The sequence below is a fragment of the Maribacter polysiphoniae genome (assembly GCF_003148665.1).
Lineage (GTDB): Bacteria > Bacteroidota > Bacteroidia > Flavobacteriales > Flavobacteriaceae > Maribacter_A > Maribacter_A polysiphoniae.
The window spans coordinates 181,014-199,131 of the sequence record NZ_QGGQ01000005.1 but is presented as its reverse complement, the minus strand read 5'-3'; the positions used below and the strand labels follow the sequence as shown (position 1 = coordinate 199,131).

The window sequence follows — 18,118 nt, the reverse complement described above, 5'->3', positions numbered from 1 at the left end:
TAAAAAAGGTTTCATAAAGAGCACCTAGGGAACCAATCCATGGTCACATCGAAACTATGGAACGATAAATTAGTTACTAAAAAACCTGCAACAAACCCTTTATCTAAAAGTAAAAATAATGAAATAAAAAACGCCCTGATAAAATTATCAGGGCGTTTTTTAAGTTTGAAATATTGTATTACTGCAAGTTCCTAAAAGCATCGCCTTCATAGGTGGTGTAATTCACCTTAAGGGCATTCACTTTTCTTAACTCTTGCTTTATATCGGATATCAATCCCATATTGGCATTCTTATCCACTTTTAAAGCTGTAGTCAAAACGTTTTGTAATTCCTGGGATTTTTTGGCCCTTTCCGCCAAAATATAATCACCGACTTCAGAAGGATTTGCGAATTTATCATTCAATTGAATCTTTGGCTCAGTACCAAAGACCTTTTGGAATTCTTGGGTTGGCTTACCAACATAGATATAAATTACACGATCCTTTTTCTCCAACTTCTTAACCTCATTAGCGTTAGGAAGTACGTTCTCTACCTTTAGCGAACTATCTTTCATAACCGTAACCGTCATGAAAAAGAACAACAGCATAAACACGATATCGGGTAACGATGCCGTAGACACTGGTGGTAGTTCTCCACTTTTTTTCTTACTAAATTTAGACATAACTTCTCTTTAGATATTATTAATTCGCGGTTGAGGTTTCAGCTTCTGATAGTTTCTGTGGAAACAAATCCTGTATCTTCTTTACCTTTTCCTTTAGATCATCCTTAACACTTTGTGCTGTTTCAGGATTAAGATACTCCGCTTCCATGTCAGTGAATTTTCTGCCATACAGACGTTGTGCCTCCCTATTCCGCAAATCGTTATAAGCACCTACCAATTCATTCTGAACCGTGATATAGGTTCCATATTTGGTTTCCCTATCATTCTTCAAGGAAATAATCGCCTTGGTTGGATTATCGGAAGACTCAGGATTCTTTTTGCCCTTGCAATAGTTACAAGAACCATCACCACCATTATCCAAAAAGGCCATTGCCTTAGCTCTCAAACTCTTTAGATCCGTCAATTCCTCATCGGCCAACAATTGACCATTTTTATTGATATTCACCTGAAAGATGTTCTTTTGTTTAATAACAACATCTTCCATATTCTCTGGCGGCTCCATCGGTGGCAACATACGATCCAAACCAGCATCTGTCTCGATGGTCGTTGTAACCAAGAAAAAGATTAATAGTAAGAAAGCTATGTCCGCCATAGATCCAGCATTTACTTCTGGTGCTCCTGCTCTTCTAGCCATAGTTTATTTTTATTTACTGAACATTCTTTTAATTCCAGGCAAAATAATTGCCACAATAGCCACGATTGTAAGAATAAAGAATACATTAAGTCCCATTCCTATTTTCTTCACTGTGCTCTCATCCGACATGGCCATGTACTCATCGGAAATATCCGTTCCACTTGCCAATACATAGGAAATCACAACAACCAAGATAAATCCACCTAACACAAATAAGGTTTTCTTAAGACCCGCTGGATTTGCAAAAAGGTTCTTCAACGTGAACACTAAACTAGCGACTACCGCAATACCCAATAAAAGGTAAGTAATCATGAACATTGTGTTCATCGCCCCACTTTGGGCGGCTTCTGCCACTGGCATATCCTTTTCTGGCAACATGTACCAGAGTACTGCGGATATAACACCAACAATTAACAAAAATATTTTTAAAAATTTATGCATGATACTATCTGTATTAAGTCCTACTTATTTCTTGTGGTCTACCAACATATCAATCAAAGAGATTGATGAATCTTCCATATCATTAACAATACTATCGATTTTTGCAATGATGTAGTTATAGAAGATCTGAAGTATGATAGCCGTAATAAGACCAAATACCGTTGTTAACAATGCTACCTGAATATCACCTGCAATCAATGAGGCACTCAAGTTACCTACTGCACTAATTTTCTGGAAGGCCTGGATCATACCAATAACCGTACCCATGAAACCAAGCATTGGGGCAATAGCGATAAACAAAGACAACCAAGAAACATTTTTCTCCAATTGACCCATTTGAACACCACCGTAAGCTACAACTGATTTTTCTGCAGAATCGATACTTTCATCAGCCCTGTCCAAACCTTGGTAGTATATAGAGGCAACAGGTCCTTTTGTATTTCTACAAACTTCCTTGGCTGCTTCAACACCGCCGGACGCCAAAGCATCTTCTACTTGTTGTTTTAATTTCGTTGTGTTGGTTGTTGCCATGTTCAAGTAGATGATCCTTTCAATGGCAACTGCCAAACCAAGAATCAAACACAAAAGTACGATACCCATGAAACCGGCACCACCTGTTATGAACATTTCCTTTAAAACCTGCGTGAAACCTTTAGAAGCTTCTGGAGCTGTTTCCTGAACAGCAACCATCGCTGAAGCAACGTTTGCACTTACCGTATTTGTACCTGCTACAAATAACCCAGCTACAGCTAGGGTAGAGAATAATCTTTTCATTTCTTTCAAACTTAAATTTAGTTAGTTAATAAGGGTTAAAGATAAATAAAAAACATAACAAAAATAGTATTTTTTTTTGCTTTGGGCAAGGGGAAAACCGCGTAGTTCCCATAACCTTCAATTTAGTAAAAACAAGCATTCCAAACCGCTGATTTACAGCTTGGACTTGCACATTAAAAAAAATGCTGAAGCCAACTCCCCATTTGTTTTTAAGCACCAATGCTTTTGCAGAGAGGAAGGGATTCGAACCCTCGATACACTTTTGGTGTATACACACTTTCCAGGCGTGCGCCTTCGACCACTCGGCCACCTCTCTAATTTAGCCCAAAAGGTGGGCCAATTAACAAAAAAATAATCAAGTAATGAAATTTAAAACGTTATTTTTATTGCATTTCTCCACGTAGGGAAGTTTCAAAAATCGTTTTAAACAGCTTTGGGGAAACATTGTCCCCCAATAAGTACATCAGCTTCGTTATAGCGGCCTCTGTCGTAATATCCTTACCATTAATGACTTGCATTCGCATCATTGCCCTGCTGGTTTCATACCTTCCCATGATAACACTACCCCCTGGACACTGTGTGACATTGACAACATGAAGATTTCGTTCAATAGCTTTTTTTAAGGCTTGTAACAACCATTTTTCCGTAGGAGCGTTTCCTGCCCCATAAGTTTCCAGAATCAGCGCCTTTAAGTTCGGCGTATTGAGTATGCTTTTGACCACCGATTCATTCAATCCCGGGAATATTTTCAAAATAGCCACATTATCATCCATGTGCTTATGAACCTTTAGCTTTTTTGCGGTTTTTGGCTTAAAAAGGTATTCATCATATACTTTTAAATGCACACCGGACTCCGCCAACGGGGGATAATTAGGCGAATTAAAGGCTTGAAAATGCTCTGCATTGATCTTCGTGGTCCTATTCGCACGATAAAGCTTATACTCAAAATACAGTCCCACTTCCTGAATAGCAGGCCCCTTCTTTACTTGTAATGCCGCGATTTGTATCGAGGTAATCAGATTCTCCTTGGCATCGGTACGCAAATCCCCAATAGGTAATTGGGAACCTGTGAAAATCACCGGTTTCGCTAAATTCTCGAGCATAAACCCTAAAGCCGATGCTGTATAACTCATGGTATCACTGCCATGCAAAACCACAAAACCGTCATAGTCATGATAATTATCCTCAATCAATTCCGCAATCCTTACCCAATGGCTCGGATTCATATTGGACGAATCCATTGGGGTCTCGAACGATACGGTTTCTATAAAACAATCCAATTGGTTCAACTCGGGTATATTCTTCATCAAGGCACCAAAATCGAACGCCCTAAGGGAACCCGATTCATAATCCTTGATCATTCCGATGGTACCCCCAGTGTAAATCAGTAATATGCGTGGTCTATCTTTCATTTTTATCAAATACCGAATACTTGTTTTGAATTTTCCGTGGTAATCTTGGCAAGCTCGTTTTTATCCATACCGTAAATGCCCGCCAACTTATCTGCCACAAGGTCCAAATAAGCACTTTCATTCCGTTTTCCCCTAAAGGGTACGGGAGCCAGGTAGGGCGCATCGGTTTCCAAAACGATATCCGTAACATCCACATGTTGTAAAAAGGTATCTATCTTGCCATTCTTAAAGGTCACTACCCCTCCGATACCCAATTTCATATTGTATGAAATAGCTCTTTTCGCTTGTTCCAAGGTCCCTGTAAAACAGTGGAAAATACCATACAAATCGTCCCCTTTTTCACTTTCAAGCACCTCGAATACTTCCTCAAAGGCCTCCCTACAATGGATCACTATGGGCAAACCATGCTTTTTCGCCAACTTAATTTGAGATCGGAAGGCTTCCTGCTGTTCTTTTAGGAAGGTTTTATCCCAATACAGATCAATCCCTATTTCACCAATCGCATAAAACTTCCTTTCAGACAACAATTTCACGACATGTTCCAATTCATCCTTAAAACCCCCCTTGACATGCGTCGGATGAAGTCCCGTCATCAAAAACACATTCTCGGGATAAGCTGCCTCCAATGCGAACATTGCCTCGGTATAGGTCGAATCTATGGCCGGAATAAAAAAACGATTCACACCCTTTTTCATGGCATTTCGTATCACCTCATCGCGATCTTCATCAAAAGCCTCGCTGTAAAGATGGGTGTGTGTATCTGTTAAAATCATTTATAGCTATTATTTCCTATTTAACAATCAGACATGATGCGCTTATGGATCATTTGATTCGCACCAACCACCATAAAGCCCATTTCAAGGAACAAAAATAGCCTTATCTTTATCAAAAAAATAAATGTTGAGCCTCAAAAAGTTTTTACGTAAAAAAAACTACATCAGAATACCCTTGGTATATACCGCCACCAACCATTTTGAGGTCGTCGCTAAAATCAACGGTATTCCCGGTCGGTTTATTCTTGACACAGGGGCCTCGAACACCTGTATCGGATTTGATAAAATTGAACTTTTCAAGTTAGTTTCCAAGGAATCGGAAATAAAGGCAGCCGGGGCTGGATCCTCCAATATGGAAACCATGATATCGACCAAAAACAGGATTGAAATCGGAAAATGGAGCAAAAAAAAGCAAAAAATCGTTTTGTTCGACCTCACCCATGTAAATGAAGCGCTCACGACCCATAACGCCCTACCCGTTGATGGCATCATCGGTGCCGATGTCTTAAAAAGAGGAAAAGCTGTAATCGATTACAAAGGGTGTTTTTTATACCTGAAACTGAAATAACAAAATCGTTCTTCGCAACCGATATTCCTTCCAACAATCCCTACAAGAACCGTGATTCACAATCACCGCGAACGCCTATAAATTCACAGTGGGTAAGCAGTAAAAAAATTATACCCCTTAAGTTACATTTCCCAAGAATCAAATGACCTATGGCTTTTTGGTATTGATGGCCCAAGTTACAATAGCTCCCGTATAGAACATATCATGCAAAAGACTTTTGGCCGCTGAAAAATCCACGAATAGATTACCCCCCATTTTAAACCCTGCACCTAATCCTATACAATTGGACCGCATTGAATCCCAATTGAAATTTACGGTATTTTCCACAAAAAAATGGATTTTTGGATTCGGGGCATAATCCAAATTCAAAACATAAAATCCGGAGGTGTGCTTATCCAAATCGGTGGTTGTTCCAATATTATACCCCAATGTGAACTTTTGGCCAATGGTATTTGAGAAATTCAAGGAAACCATATTACCGATTTCCTTAAAACCGAATGACTCCGTTGCCGATATAGCCCTTACCAAGATAGCGGCTTCAGGTCTTATATTCCTTTGTCCCCACAAGTTTAATGATACCCCTAGCTCAACTTCCTTAAAACTAAAAATGGTACTGGTCAATCCATTATTCTCAAAACAACGGTCTTTGGTAAAGGGCGTATGTAATTGCAGCTCCACATTATCTGACAAACCATAACGAACAAGGACATTGGGAATATTCCATGTGGTGTTTTTCAATGTTGCGGATTTTTCAACCGAATACAGGGTTTCAAACTCCAATTGCAATATGTCCTTTCCTACGGCAGCAGATGGCTCCACGGTCTGCCCTAATAGGTTACAACAAACAAAGACTACCGAAAGAACACTTAAAACAAAACCCCTCATTATCCCCTTGTATTGAATCAGGGTCGAATTTATTTTTAATGAGTCTAAATAAAGATGATATTTGTCATAAAAAAAATCCTGAACCATACAGTTCAGGATTCCTATTATAAAGGGAAACGGCGTTATTAGAACTCCAACGCCTTTTTCACATCATTGTCCATTAACAATTCTTCCGGATTTTCCAAGGCTTCCTTCACGGCAACCAAGAAACCTACGGATTCCTTACCATCGATAATCCTATGATCATAGGACAGGGCCACATACATGATCGGAGCGGCCACGATTTCACCATTTCTGACGATTGGGCGCTCAACGATATTATGCATACCCAAAATCGCACTTTGTGGTGGATTGATTATAGGAGTCGACAACATCGACCCGAATACCCCTCCATTGGTAATGGTAAACGTTCCTCCAGTCATTTCATCCACTGTAATCTCACCTTCACGGGCACGAATCGCCAAACGTTTTACTTCGGCCTCAACACCCCTAAAGGTTAATTTTTCCGCATTCCGTATTACAGGTACCATTAATCCTTTGGGACCTGACACCGCGATACTGATATCGGCAAACTCATAAGAGATCATCTCTTTACCTTCGATCATGGAATTTACCGCAGGGTACATATCAAGTGCCCGTACCACAGCCTTGGTAAAAAATGACATAAATCCTAGACTTACACCATGTTTCGCCTTAAAATCCTCTTTATATTTTTTTCGAAGTTCAAAAATGGGTGACATGTCCACTTCATTGAATGTAGTCAACATGGCTGTTTCGTTCTTCGCCGACACCAATCGCTCGGCCACTTTTCTGCGCAACATGGAAAGTTTTGAACGTTTTTCCCCGCGACTTCCCCAATTCGGTATAGTCCCCATTGAAGGCACAGCATTTACAGCGTCTTCCTTGGTGATTCTACCATCCTTGCCAGTGCCTTTAATTTGCGCCGCATCAAGATTCTTTTCCGCCAATATTTTTTTAGCCGCTGGTGACGCCGATCCTGTTGCATAGGTAGTTTCCTGTTTTGCCTCCGCTTTTGGTGTTGCCATTTCCGGTTTGGCCGCTTCCGGTGCGACGGCCTTTGATTCGGATCCTTCCGGTTTAGCTGCGGATGTATCGATCAAACAAACAACAGCTCCTACTTCAACAGCATCCCCAACTTCCGCCTTCAAAGTGATAATACCACTTGCCTCTGCAGGAAGCTCCAATGTTGCCTTGTCAGAATCGACCTCGGCTATAGCCTGGTCCTTTTCAACATAATCGCCATCCTCGACCAACCATTCCGCAATCTCAACCTCGGTAATTGATTCTCCCGGTGAGGGGACTTTCATTTCTAAAATCATTCTTTAAATAATTAGATGTTTTATTTCTTTATTTAGGTCTTGTCATATTATCCTTGCTCTTATCAAAAACAAAATCCAACACTTGTTGGTGTCTGTTCTTGGAGCGAACGGCACTACCCGCCGCTGGTGAGGCATAGAATCTTCGCGATGCCACCCTAAAGCTGTCCGATTTAGGATAATGCATCATAAGATGGCTCCAGGCACCCATGTTCCGTGGCTCTTCCTGTGCCCAAACCAAATCATCGGCTTGGTTGTATTTTTCCAAGATAGCGTCTATTTGGTTAATGGGCAACGGAAATAATTGCTCTATCCTAACCAATGCAACGTCATCCCTATTCAATTTTTCCCGTTCAGCCAAAAGGTCATAATAGAATTTACCGGTACAGAACACCAATGACCTTACCTTTTCAACGTCTGCCAACCCATCATCCAATACTTCCTGGAATCCACCAGAAACAAAGTCATCAACAGCGGAAACAGCTTTTGGATGGCGCAGCAGGCTCTTTGGTGTAAAAATAATCAGTGGTTTCCTAAAACCAACCTTCATTTGCCTTCTCAAAATATGGAACATTTGGGCCGGTGTGGTAACATCGGCAATGTACATATTATCCCTAGCACATAATTGCAAATACCTTTCCATACGGGCAGAAGAGTGTTCTGCACCCTGCCCCTCATAACCATGGGGCAAGAACATTACCAATCCGTTCTGCAACTTCCATTTATCCTCTGCTGCGGATATGTATTGGTCGATCATTATTTGGGCCCCATTACTGAAATCACCGAACTGGGCTTCCCAGATGGTCAAGGTATTTGGGCTCGCCATGGCATAACCATAATCAAAACCAACGACTGCATATTCCGACAGTAAGGAATTGTAAATCTGAAAATCACCTTGGTTTTCAGATATATGGTTCAAAAGCATTATCTCCTCTTCACTTTCTTCGACTTTCATAACAGCATGTCGATGGGAAAAAGTACCCCTTTCGACATCCTGACCCGACATACGCACCCCAAAACCTTCTTCGAGGAGTGTTCCATAAGCCAACAACTCGCCCATGGCCCAATCCAGTTTATCGGTTTCAAAGAACATTTTCTTTCGGTCGGCAACCAATTTGACCACTTTCCTGAGAAATTTTTTGTCTTCAGGGAGTTCGGTCAGTACTTTCGCTATTTGACTCAATTTATCCCTATCATAGGTCGTATCCACACGATCCAACATCTCCCATTCGCGAACCGGAGTGAAATCCTTCCATTCATCGGCCATGAAAGGTGTTATGATCGTCTTATCCTCTTTTCTTGAATCTTCGAGTTCCTCTTCCAAGGAGGCTTTGTATTCTTGCTCCAATTGCCTTACATGCCCCTCTTCAATAACCCCTTCGGCAATCAATCTTTCAGCATAGATATCCCGGGGGTTTTTATGTTTGGCAATAGCCTTATAAAGTTTGGGTTGGGTAAACCTAGGTTCATCACCCTCATTATGTCCATATTTCCTATACCCCAATAAATCTATAAAAACGTCAGTATTGAAACGCATACGATATTCCAATGCAAACAATGCCGCATGGCAAACTGCCTCTGGATCATCCGCATTCACATGCAATACCGGACTTAAAGTAACCTTACCCACATCGGTACAATAGGTTGAAGATCTTGCGTCCAAATAATTGGTGGTAAAACCGATCTGGTTGTTCACTACAATATGTATGGTACCATTCGTCTTGTAGCCATCAAGCTTTGCCATTTGCACCACTTCATAAACTACCCCTTGGCCGGCAATGGCCGCATCACCATGTACAATAATCGGTATAACCTTTGAAAAATCATCCTTATAGTGAGCATCTTGTTTGGCCCTTACGATACCTTCGACCACGGGTCCTACCGTCTCTAAATGAGATGGATTGGGGGCAATGTTCATTTTGATCTTATTGCCATTATCCGATTTCCTATCGGAAGTCCAACCTAAATGGTATTTGACATCACCATCGAAAATCTCTTGCTCGTAATCCTTCCCGTCAAATTCACTGAAAATAGCTTTGGCCGATTTACCAAAGATGTTCGTAAGAACATTGAGCCTACCCCTGTGGGCCATTCCCATGACAAACTGTTCGACCCCCATTTCGGCCGCTCTTTCAACGATGGCGTCCAAAGCAGGAATCAGCGACTCGTTCCCCTCAAGGGAAAATCGCTTTTGACCCACGTATTTGGTATGGAGAAAACTTTCAAAGGATACTGCCTGATTCAGTTTTTTTAAGATATGTTTCTTTTGATCATTACTGAAATCAGGATGGTTATCGTTTACATTCACCCAATTCTGGATCCAGTCCACAAATTCGGGCTTACGGATATAGATATACTCAACCCCAATGGAATCACAGTAAATACGTTGTAAATGTCCGATAATATCGCGCAATGTATTAGGTCCTAACCCAATAACCTCACCGGCGGTGAATACGGTATCCAAATCCTGGTCACTCAACCCAAAATGCTCCAAATCCAATGTAGGAACATATGTCCTACGCTTACGAACCGGATTGGTCTTGGTGAAAAGATGGCCCCGGGTACGGTATCCATTGATCAAGCGGACTACCCGAAACTCTTTTTGCATGTGTTCCGGCACTTGACCATCCGCGATCAAGGATGTAGCTCCATCTCCCTTTTGAAGTGGATCACCGGTCTTTTCCGATGAACTTTCAACCCCAAAATCAAAACCTTGAAAAAATGCCCTCCAACTAGGCTCAACACTATCGGGGTCCGTTAAATATTTGTCGTACACTTCCGCGAAATAGGAAGTATGCGCCGCATTTAAAAAGGAATATTTATCCATGTATGTGCTCTATCTTATAATAAGAAGCAAATCCCGTCTGGTGACGAGTCTAATTCTTTCTAATTTGTTTGAAATAATGATTCCTGAATTTCAAATATTGTTTTAACAACAAAACCTGATCAAAAATACAATATTTCCTATATCTAGGCGTATCTTCATTGGTAATATTGCTCAAAAAGCAACAACAACCATTATAATATACAAAATCAATTCGAAATGAAACATTACATGTTATCCCTGGTTTTTCTCATCGGATTTTCCTGTTTAGGCCAAAAAACTTCCAATGATTTCTGGAACAATGTACGTTTTGGGGGCGGTATAGGTTTAGGCTTTACCAATGAAAGCTTTAACGCTTCAATCTCACCCAGTGCCATATACCAAGTGAATGACCAGTTCGCCACGGGGGTAAGCCTCAATTTCAATTATGCCAAATTCAACGAAGACAAATTATTTGCCTATGGCGGTAGTATTCTATCGCTTTACAACCCTATCCCCAACATTCAATTATCAGGGGAACTGGAACAATTGAGAATCAATAGAACGTATGCGCTGGACGGAGGCAACAGGGAAGATAATTATTGGTCCCCGGCACTTTTCCTCGGCATAGGTTATAGCAACCAGAATGTGACCTTCGGTCTTCGGTATGATGTATTATACGATGATGATAAAAGCATTTATGCCAATGCACTTATGCCTTTTGTACGCGTCTATTTTTAGGAAGAGTATTTTTCTTTTAACCAGACTTTTTGGAACTCCCTTTTCAAGACCAGTAACGAAACCTGTTCGGCAACCTCAACCGCATCGGTTACATGAATCTGATTAAAGGATTTTTCCGGGACATCGACCACATAGAGTAGATTGAGGTAATCGGTGAATTTCTCCATGATCAAAAAATAAATCTTCTCATGCATAAAGACCCGCAGGTGTCCAGGTGAAACAGTATCGGCAAGGTCAATGGGGATATTGGCAAGTCCGAAGTCCTTCTTTACCTGAAGCACCAACTTGCCGTAAAGGTTTTCAGCTTGGGCATTCGCCAAAAGCTCATTGCTATCTACAAAATCAAGTTCCATAAACTAAATACGTTTCCCAAACTGTTTTTGGTTTATTCCTTTCTATACTAACCTATGAATTGGCTTTACAAAAAAGACAGGAATCAACCCCTTACATTCAGCTTCTTATCTTTTGTTCCCAATCCCAAGCTGATTTCATAGCCTCATCCAAGGTAAATTGTGCTTTCCAGCCAAGCTCTTCATTGGCAAGGGTGGTATCGGCATAGGCCGAAGTGATGTCCCCAGGTCTTCTATCCACAATTTTATAATTGAGTTTTTTACCTGACACCTTTTCAAAACTTTTGATTACCTCAAGAACAGTGCTTCCTTTTCCCGTACCTACATTAAACACCTCGTAATTCGTCTTGTTCTTCCCACCCAACAAACGCTGAAGTGCAACAACATGGGCTTTTGCCAAATCCACCACATAGATGTAATCACGGACACAAGTGCCATCTGAAGTGGGATAATCGTCCCCGAAAACAGACAACTGTTCCCGTAGGCCTACCCCCGTCTGTGTAATGAATGGCACGAGGTTTTGTGGCACCCCAATGGGTAGTTCCCCAATCTCAGAACTGGGATGGGCCCCCATAGGATTGAAATAACGCAGGGCAATGGCATTTAGGCCTTCGGTGACCTTACAGGTGTCCCTTATGATCTCCTCGCCCATTTGCTTGGTATTGCCATATGGCGATTCTGCAGCCTTAACAGGGGCATTCTCAGTAATAGGCATGGTATCTGCCTGACCATAAACGGTACAACTAGAACTGAATATAAAACTGGATTTCGATTTCCTTGATAGTTCCTTCAATAAATAAACAAGGGTACCAATGTTGTTTTCATAATACAACAAGGGTTTTTCAACACTTTCCCCGACGGCTTTTGAGGCCGCAAAGTGAATTACACCTTGCACATCGGTATGTCTTTTGAAAAAATCCTCCACCTTCGATTTTTCCTTTAAATCAATTTTTTCGAACAATGGCCTCTTTCCTGTTATCGCAGTGATACCATCGAGTACTTTTTCAGAGGAATTGGAACAATCATCAATAATAACGACCTCATACCCTTCATTCTGAAGCTCCACTACGGTATGTGAGCCTATAAAACCCAATCCACCTGTTACCAATACTTTCATATAATCTTGTTTATTTTGAAATTCAATTCTATTAAAAAGTGCGTTTATTCGCCATTAACAAAACGGATAACCGTCTCAGTAATAAAATCTATTTGTTCTTCATCGAGTTCGGTATGCATGGGAAGTGAAACAACCTCTTTCACCAATTGATTGGTCACCGGGAAATCCGATTCACTATACCGTTCATCTGCATAGGCTTTTTGACTATGTAAAGGTATAGGGTAATACACCCCACATGGAATTTGTTTTTCCCCTAAGTGCGCTACCAAGGCATCGCGTTTTCCATTGGTAATACGCAAGGTGTACTGATGAAAGACATGGCAGTCACAGGTATCACAAATCTCCCCGCAATTGTTCACGGTCACAGGAACAACAATATGTTCTTGGCCTTTAAATGCTTTTGAATATGCCCGTGCCGCTTTTCTACGAGCATCGCAATAGCTATCCAAAAGTGGAAGTTTCGCCCTTAGGACTGCGGCCTGAATGGAGTCTAGGCGTGAATTCACACCCACAACATCATGATGGTACCTTTCGTACATACCATGGTTCACAATACCCCTAATGGTGTGCGCCAAAGCATCATCATTGGTAAAAATAGCACCTCCATCGCCATAGCATCCCAAGTTTTTAGAAGGGAAAAATGAAGTGGCACCTACATGACCAATGGTTCCGGCCATTTGTTTTGAACCATCGGCCCACTTATACGTGGCTCCAATGGCTTGGGCATTATCCTCAATAACGAATAAATCGTGTTTTTTGGCCAAGGCCATAATGGCATCCATATTGGCACATTGACCAAATAGGTGTACGGGGACAATCGCCTTTGTCTTTGGGGTTATTGCCCGCTCTGCGGCTGCAATATCGATATTGAAGGTATCTTTTTCGACATCGACCAAAACCGGTGTCAATTGGAGCAAGGCAACTACCTCAACGGTGGCCGCAAAGGTAAAATCCACGGTAATAACCTCATCACCGGGCTGCAATCCTAAACCCATCATGGCAATTTGTAATGCATCCGTACCGTTGGCACAGGGTATCACATGTTTTACCCCTAAATATTCCTCCAGTTCTTTTTGAAAGGCGTGCACTTCGGGACCATTGATAAATGCCGAAGTATCCAGAATATTTGATATCGATGAGTTTATTTGCTCTTTGATGGATTGGTATTGACCATTTAGGTCAACCATTTGTATTTTTCGCATCTGCAAGTTTTAGCATAGTAACAGTGCAAAAATAAGGAACAATTCTGGAAAGAAACGTATTTTAGCCACAAACCATAACCAAGTGAATCATATCTACAATCTTATCGCACAAATCACGTGGTTCTTCTTGAAAATAGTAGCATTTTTCCATCCAAAAATCAAACTATTCGTTCAAGGTAGAAAAGACACTTTCCCTATTCTTCAAAAAACCATTGATAAAAAAAAGGATGTTATCTGGTTTCATGTTGCCTCATTGGGGGAATTTGAACAGGGCCTTCCCGTCATGGAAAAAATCAAAGCCGAATACCCAACTTACCAAATACTGATCAGCTTTTTTTCCCCCTCTGGCTACGAAGTGAAAAAAAACACACCCGTGGCAGATGCCGTCATCTATCTACCCATCGACACCCTGGACAATGCCAAACGGTTTATAGCCACGGTCAATCCCAAGCTAGCGATATTCGTCAAATATGAAATCTGGCCCAATTATTTAAAAGTTTTGGGCGACAATAACATCCCGACCGTTTTGATATCGGCCATTTTCAGAAAAGACCAAATATTTTTCAAATGGTATGGAGGCATCATGCGTAAGGCTCTTGACACATTTACCCAATTCTTTGTTCAGGATGAAAAATCGGTGAACCTGTTGAAAGGGATTGGCCTCAACAACATAACACTAAGTGGTGACACCCGATTTGATCGGGTCGCCGAAATTCTGGAAAGGGACAACAAACTTCCATTTATGGAGCAGTTCAAAGGAACTTCCCCCTGTTTTGTGGCTGGAAGCACTTGGCCCGAGGATGAAGCCATTATGCTCCCGTTCATCAATGAAACCCAATCCCCTTTAAAGTTCGTTCTCGCCCCGCATAACATAAAACCGGAACACATTACGGACTTAAAAAAATCAATCACCAAAAAAACCTTGCTCTATTCCGAATGGGAAAATAATGACCCTAGCCAGTTTGATGTATTGATTATTGACACCATAGGCCTTTTGACCAAAATATACAGTTATTCGAATATCGCCTATGTGGGTGGTGCTTTTGCCACCGGGCTGCACAACACCCTCGAACCGGCTGTTTTTGGCATCCCCATTATCATTGGCCCGGACTTTTCGAAATTCAATGAAGCAAAGGCCTTGGTCCTTAAAAAAGGCATCCTGGTAATCAAAGACCGTGCTGAATTCGACACCACAATAACCCAATTATTGGAAAACCCGGATTATTTAAGGAAAACCGGTCAGGTCAATGCGGATTATGTAAATGGGAATAAAGGGGCAAGCATCCAAATTATGGCATACGTTCGTACATTACTATGACACGAATATGTAGCCACTATGAGAATTCCCCAAATTTTTATGCTTTTGGCCTTGTTAAGTATATTGACCCATTCTTGTGGTAACCGACAAGGGAGAAAGGTCAATCCACCAAATCAAGAGGACAACACCCCTCCTGCCGAGGAACTCCAAAAATTGAAATCCGACCCCAACAAAAAGAACAAGGCCGTCCCGAACAGCAACAACCAGGATAGTATTTTAAAAAAGCGGAAGCAATCAAGGGACCTGGATACGCTGAAACCTAAAGTGGCCATGCTATATTCCTAAGCTATTGGGGTGTTGGATTTACTCAAACCAACTTATAAACTCCAACTTAATTCCGAATGAGGTTCGAAGAGGAATCGCACTAGAATATGGTTATGGGATTTCCCGTCGCTCGTTCCCCCCTCCGTCGAAATGACATGGTCTTATACGCTATGGATGTCTTCCTATTTCCCTTGTGGGAATACCCTGATTTACTACTAAAATGAAAGAATAATCCCAATATAAGTTTTACTCGATTATTCCCAATACTAAAAACCAACGATTAAAAAACACCATAATTAAGCATGAACCGCCTTTAGGACCCAGTTCAGGGGTGTGAAAAATGTAGCATTCTTCCTCTATAGGTTAACCCAATCAATTACATAAACACAACAATTGTTCTTGAACTCTTTTTATGATGCCCGAAACCAAAGGGATTTCCTTAGAGGAAATAGTGATAGGCTCAGTGGACGTAAGGCTAAGGACTAATTCAGCCCTGCTTTTCATCGAATAAACAGGTATTACACCCAAGAAACATACTAAGGAACAGCCTTTTAGTCGAATTATCGCTGAAAACAGATGGATTTTAAGCCGTATTTTCTTAAATTGTAATAAATTAATAAAATCATGGAGCAAGAAATTACATTTGGCACTAAAATACTCAACCTTTTTTTGGGTATTATGGTTGTGGTTTTAATCGCGATTTTGCTATCCGTAGTTGGTGGACTTTTATTGGCTGCCGTTGGAATCATTTAATGCGATCGAACTAAGATTTCCCCAAATATTACCTCCTAATTTATTCTGAAAAATAACAAGTCCATTTTAATAATGGACTTTTTTTTATGCTCTACCGACCAATGACACCGCATCATTTTCCTTTATAAAAACAACTTTACCAAATCGCCTCAGAGAAATATAGCACCCTTGTACTGGAAGGTTCTATCGGTATAGTAAAGATGCCCATCGGGGGATTCCCCATTTTGAGGAAATGCTTGATGACAACGCCCAATTAGTGAACCCATATGCGAAGGCCTATTTCGTTATTAAAGACCCAGTATGTAAATAAGCAACCACCGAAACCTTAACCTTTAATCAAAGGCGGGTATGTTTTCGATGGGACATATATTAATAAGTGTAAGGGCAATAAGTACAAACTCCCCGTTGACAATATGGATGATGCCCTAGGGCAGCCCCGGTTTTTTTTATTTTGAAGTCGATGTATTTGTTAACCCAACCATGGACACGAACCTATTGATCACCAATAACGTAGAAAATTCTATTCGATTACCAAGTTGTATTTCAGTTTGCTATTTTTTTCAGGTATAAAATTTTCGCCATTGTCTGTACTAATCGATGCAATTTCATCAGCATTCAACACAGTACCACTATACGCAAACCCATAACATCCCGTATTGGTAGTTGACTTAAGGATCACCATATATCGTTTGCCTAAAGTCAAATCAAAGGAAGGGGTTGTGGTGATGTTTCGTGCAGACCAACCAAGCGTATTTTGGGGGATAACTACGGTTGCAAGGGGACTACCTTTCTTTGTTAAACCGTCTGGAGACTCATAGAAAGTAAGGGTTAAATCCGCAGTAGGGTACCCACTTTTCAATGTCGTAATTGAAAATGACTTTAACGTACCACTAGAACTCGCCGTGAATGACTGGGAGCGCTGAATTCCCCCTCCAATGTCACATGAGGCTTTATAATCCCCATTTGTTGTGATTTGGTCATCAACCTTATTTTCCTCCCCCTTTTTGTCCAGAACAAAGGATTTAATACAATCCATTGGATTTATGGAGCCATCTTCCGCAAAGGTAAGAGGAGCCCAATAAAAATTGGCCAAGGCTTCATTTCTTGCCGCATTATTCCAAAGGTCACTACCATAAAGATAAATGGTATCGGAATTAATTTTCATGACCGACACAAAAGAAGGTTGCCCACCACAAGAATTGTCACTGATTTTTGTGCCTTCTGACCAAGGTCCCAATGGAGAACTAGCGGTTTTATAGGAGGTTCCCGTACCTGAACAGTAACCACAGTTTGGATCGGAGTAAGTAACGTAATAAATACCCTTTCGTTTAAAAAGCCCGGGTGCCTCTGTACGCCCGGAAGTAATTAACGTAGCCACTTTACCTGTTCCAGACAAATAGTCATCATTAAGTTGCTCAATCGCAATTGTCCCTGTAGTTCTCCAGTCCGTAATAGCGAGATAACAGGTTCCGTCATCATCCACAAAAAGATCATGGTCCCCATTGTTTAAACCAGCCGCAGGTTTATCCTTATTAACCTCAATTCTTGGTTGCTCCACTTCAACAAATGGCCCAGTAGGTTTTTTTGCGGTAAATACGCGGTATCCCGTAACGTTGTCGTAAACATTTATCCAAAGCACATAGTTTTTATTTTTTTTATTATAAACCACATGGGGGCGAAAACAGCCATAGGTTTTTCCATCACATCGAGATTGCCACAAAGGTGTCTGTGCGTCAAATAAAAAGCCTTCGTCCTTCCAATGAACCATATCCTTGGAAGAATAGGATTTAAAACCACAAAAACGTGCCACTTCATTTTGCCATTCAAAGCCACAGTCGTAACTCGTTCCATATAAATAATAAGTGTCATTGAAATAGGCAATTTTACCGTCATGGGCGTCCACCGCATTTCCAAGTTCATCAAAACGGGTAATCTGTTCCCCATTTTGATCGAAGTTTTTAATTTCTTGTGCCTGTGCGACATAATTGACACACAATAGGGCCAAAAGGATTTTGTAAAATTCAATCATAATCAAGGATTCGGTTTTTATTGTACATGCGGGTATTTCATTCATTATTCGTTGCA

At 41.0% G+C, this 18,118-nt stretch carries 18 protein-coding genes and 1 tRNA gene; 5 read left to right on the top strand and 14 right to left on the bottom strand.

Features of this window, described 5'->3' with window-relative positions; genetic code table 11:
• Positions 1-178: 178 nt before the first annotated feature.
• The 7 genes from LX92_RS12740 to LX92_RS12710 form a co-directional block, all read right to left on the bottom strand.
• Positions 179-661: an ExbD/TolR family protein gene (locus tag LX92_RS12740; protein WP_109651162.1), complete on the bottom strand. Its 483-nt coding sequence runs from the start codon at positions 659-661 to the stop codon at positions 179-181.
• A 19-nt stretch (positions 662-680) separates the two neighbouring features.
• Complete coding sequence (locus LX92_RS12735; RefSeq protein ID WP_109651160.1) at positions 681-1,295, bottom strand: ExbD/TolR family protein; 615 nt, start codon at positions 1,293-1,295, stop codon at positions 681-683.
• Between the two features lie 9 nt (positions 1,296-1,304).
• Positions 1,305-1,736, bottom strand: a complete 432-nt coding sequence (locus LX92_RS12730; RefSeq protein ID WP_109651158.1) for a hypothetical protein — start codon at positions 1,734-1,736, stop codon at positions 1,305-1,307.
• Positions 1,737-1,760: 24 nt separating this feature from the next.
• Positions 1,761-2,510, bottom strand: coding sequence for a MotA/TolQ/ExbB proton channel family protein (locus LX92_RS12725; RefSeq protein ID WP_109651156.1), 750 nt, complete (start codon positions 2,508-2,510; stop codon positions 1,761-1,763).
• 228 nt (positions 2,511-2,738) lie between these two features.
• Positions 2,739-2,826, bottom strand: a tRNA-Ser gene (locus LX92_RS12720).
• A gap of 67 nt (positions 2,827-2,893) precedes the next feature.
• Positions 2,894-3,922 carry an asparaginase gene (locus LX92_RS12715; protein WP_109651154.1) on the bottom strand — a complete coding sequence of 343 codons (1,029 nt, stop codon included), beginning with the start codon at positions 3,920-3,922 and terminating at the stop codon, positions 2,894-2,896.
• 5 nt (positions 3,923-3,927) lie between these two features.
• A complete protein-coding gene (locus LX92_RS12710) occupies positions 3,928-4,695 on the bottom strand; it encodes a TatD family hydrolase (protein ID WP_109651152.1) in 768 nt (255 codons plus the stop codon).
• Positions 4,696-4,819: 124 nt separating this feature from the next.
• Here LX92_RS12710 and LX92_RS12705 point away from each other — a divergent pair, with 124 nt between their 5' ends.
• A complete protein-coding gene (locus LX92_RS12705) occupies positions 4,820-5,263 on the top strand; it encodes a retropepsin-like aspartic protease (protein ID WP_109651150.1) in 444 nt (147 codons plus the stop codon).
• A 147-nt stretch (positions 5,264-5,410) separates the two neighbouring features.
• Here LX92_RS12705 and LX92_RS12700 read toward each other — a convergent pair whose 3' ends face one another.
• From LX92_RS12700 to LX92_RS12690, 3 genes are all read right to left on the bottom strand, one after another.
• Complete coding sequence (locus LX92_RS12700; RefSeq protein WP_170117845.1) at positions 5,411-6,148, bottom strand: transporter family protein; 738 nt, start codon at positions 6,146-6,148, stop codon at positions 5,411-5,413.
• A 125-nt stretch (positions 6,149-6,273) separates the two neighbouring features.
• Positions 6,274-7,488 carry a 2-oxoglutarate dehydrogenase complex dihydrolipoyllysine-residue succinyltransferase gene (odhB, locus tag LX92_RS12695; RefSeq protein WP_109651146.1) on the bottom strand — a complete coding sequence of 405 codons (1,215 nt, stop codon included), beginning with the start codon at positions 7,486-7,488 and terminating at the stop codon, positions 6,274-6,276.
• A 28-nt stretch (positions 7,489-7,516) separates the two neighbouring features.
• Positions 7,517-10,312, bottom strand: coding sequence for a 2-oxoglutarate dehydrogenase E1 component (locus LX92_RS12690; protein WP_109651145.1), 2,796 nt, complete (start codon positions 10,310-10,312; stop codon positions 7,517-7,519).
• 216 nt (positions 10,313-10,528) lie between these two features.
• Here LX92_RS12690 and LX92_RS12685 point away from each other — a divergent pair, with 216 nt between their 5' ends.
• Positions 10,529-11,029 (top strand): porin family protein, encoded by a 501-nt coding sequence (locus LX92_RS12685; RefSeq protein ID WP_109651143.1) that lies wholly within the window; start codon positions 10,529-10,531, stop codon positions 11,027-11,029.
• Here LX92_RS12685 and LX92_RS12680 read toward each other — a convergent pair.
• The 3 genes from LX92_RS12680 to LX92_RS12670 all read right to left on the bottom strand — a co-directional run bounded on the left by LX92_RS12680 (position 11,026) and on the right by LX92_RS12670 (position 13,698).
• Positions 11,026-11,382, bottom strand: coding sequence for a hypothetical protein (locus tag LX92_RS12680; RefSeq protein ID WP_109651140.1), 357 nt, complete (start codon positions 11,380-11,382; stop codon positions 11,026-11,028). The two genes, LX92_RS12685 and LX92_RS12680, sit on opposite strands and share 4 nt — an antisense overlap.
• A 97-nt stretch (positions 11,383-11,479) precedes the next feature.
• The gene (gene galE / locus LX92_RS12675; protein ID WP_109651138.1) at positions 11,480-12,496 is read right to left on the bottom strand and encodes a UDP-glucose 4-epimerase GalE; all 1,017 of its coding nucleotides are present in this window, start codon (positions 12,494-12,496) and stop codon (positions 11,480-11,482) included.
• Between the two features lie 44 nt (positions 12,497-12,540).
• On the bottom strand, positions 12,541-13,698 hold the full coding sequence (locus tag LX92_RS12670; RefSeq protein ID WP_109651136.1) for a DegT/DnrJ/EryC1/StrS family aminotransferase: 1,158 nt from the start codon (positions 13,696-13,698) through the stop codon (positions 12,541-12,543).
• Between the two features lie 82 nt (positions 13,699-13,780).
• Between LX92_RS12670 and LX92_RS12665 the strand changes: the two genes are divergently transcribed.
• The 3 genes from LX92_RS12665 to LX92_RS22910 all read left to right on the top strand — a co-directional run bounded on the left by LX92_RS12665 (position 13,781) and on the right by LX92_RS22910 (position 16,033).
• On the top strand, positions 13,781-15,016 hold the full coding sequence (locus tag LX92_RS12665) for a 3-deoxy-D-manno-octulosonic acid transferase (RefSeq protein WP_109651134.1): 1,236 nt from the start codon (positions 13,781-13,783) through the stop codon (positions 15,014-15,016).
• A gap of 18 nt (positions 15,017-15,034) precedes the next feature.
• Positions 15,035-15,301, top strand: coding sequence for a hypothetical protein (locus tag LX92_RS12660; protein WP_109651132.1), 267 nt, complete (start codon positions 15,035-15,037; stop codon positions 15,299-15,301).
• Between the two features lie 603 nt (positions 15,302-15,904).
• The gene (locus LX92_RS22910; protein WP_262509846.1) at positions 15,905-16,033 is read left to right on the top strand and encodes a hypothetical protein; all 129 of its coding nucleotides are present in this window, start codon (positions 15,905-15,907) and stop codon (positions 16,031-16,033) included.
• Between the two features lie 520 nt (positions 16,034-16,553).
• On the opposite strand, the gene LX92_RS12655 is transcribed toward LX92_RS22910, so the two are convergent.
• Positions 16,554-18,062 (bottom strand): family 43 glycosylhydrolase, encoded by a 1,509-nt coding sequence (locus tag LX92_RS12655; protein WP_170117844.1) that lies wholly within the window; start codon positions 18,060-18,062, stop codon positions 16,554-16,556.
• Positions 18,063-18,118 lie beyond the last annotated feature (56 nt).

Coding starts and splice junctions, on each gene's coding strand:
- LX92_RS12705 (WP_109651150.1), top strand. CDS start 4,820: ATGTTGAGCCTCAAAAAGTTTTTACGTAAAAAAAACTACATCAGAATA.
- LX92_RS12690 (WP_109651145.1), bottom strand. CDS start 10,312: ATGGATAAATATTCCTTTTTAAATGCGGCGCATACTTCCTATTTCGCG.
- LX92_RS12655 (WP_170117844.1), bottom strand. CDS start 18,062: ATGATTGAATTTTACAAAATCCTTTTGGCCCTATTGTGTGTCAATTAT.
- LX92_RS12685 (WP_109651143.1), top strand. CDS start 10,529: ATGAAACATTACATGTTATCCCTGGTTTTTCTCATCGGATTTTCCTGT.
- LX92_RS12715 (WP_109651154.1), bottom strand. CDS start 3,922: ATGAAAGATAGACCACGCATATTACTGATTTACACTGGGGGTACCATC.
- LX92_RS12735 (WP_109651160.1), bottom strand. CDS start 1,295: ATGGCTAGAAGAGCAGGAGCACCAGAAGTAAATGCTGGATCTATGGCG.
- LX92_RS12670 (WP_109651136.1), bottom strand. CDS start 13,698: ATGCGAAAAATACAAATGGTTGACCTAAATGGTCAATACCAATCCATC.
- LX92_RS12660 (WP_109651132.1), top strand. CDS start 15,035: ATGAGAATTCCCCAAATTTTTATGCTTTTGGCCTTGTTAAGTATATTG.
- LX92_RS12700 (WP_170117845.1), bottom strand. CDS start 6,148: ATGAGGGGTTTTGTTTTAAGTGTTCTTTCGGTAGTCTTTGTTTGTTGT.
- odhB (WP_109651146.1), bottom strand. CDS start 7,488: ATGATTTTAGAAATGAAAGTCCCCTCACCGGGAGAATCAATTACCGAG.
- LX92_RS12710 (WP_109651152.1), bottom strand. CDS start 4,695: ATGATTTTAACAGATACACACACCCATCTTTACAGCGAGGCTTTTGAT.
- LX92_RS12725 (WP_109651156.1), bottom strand. CDS start 2,510: ATGAAAAGATTATTCTCTACCCTAGCTGTAGCTGGGTTATTTGTAGCA.
- LX92_RS12740 (WP_109651162.1), bottom strand. CDS start 661: ATGTCTAAATTTAGTAAGAAAAAAAGTGGAGAACTACCACCAGTGTCT.
- galE (WP_109651138.1), bottom strand. CDS start 12,496: ATGAAAGTATTGGTAACAGGTGGATTGGGTTTTATAGGCTCACATACC.
- LX92_RS12680 (WP_109651140.1), bottom strand. CDS start 11,382: ATGGAACTTGATTTTGTAGATAGCAATGAGCTTTTGGCGAATGCCCAA.
- LX92_RS22910 (WP_262509846.1), top strand. CDS start 15,905: ATGGAGCAAGAAATTACATTTGGCACTAAAATACTCAACCTTTTTTTG.
- LX92_RS12730 (WP_109651158.1), bottom strand. CDS start 1,736: ATGCATAAATTTTTAAAAATATTTTTGTTAATTGTTGGTGTTATATCC.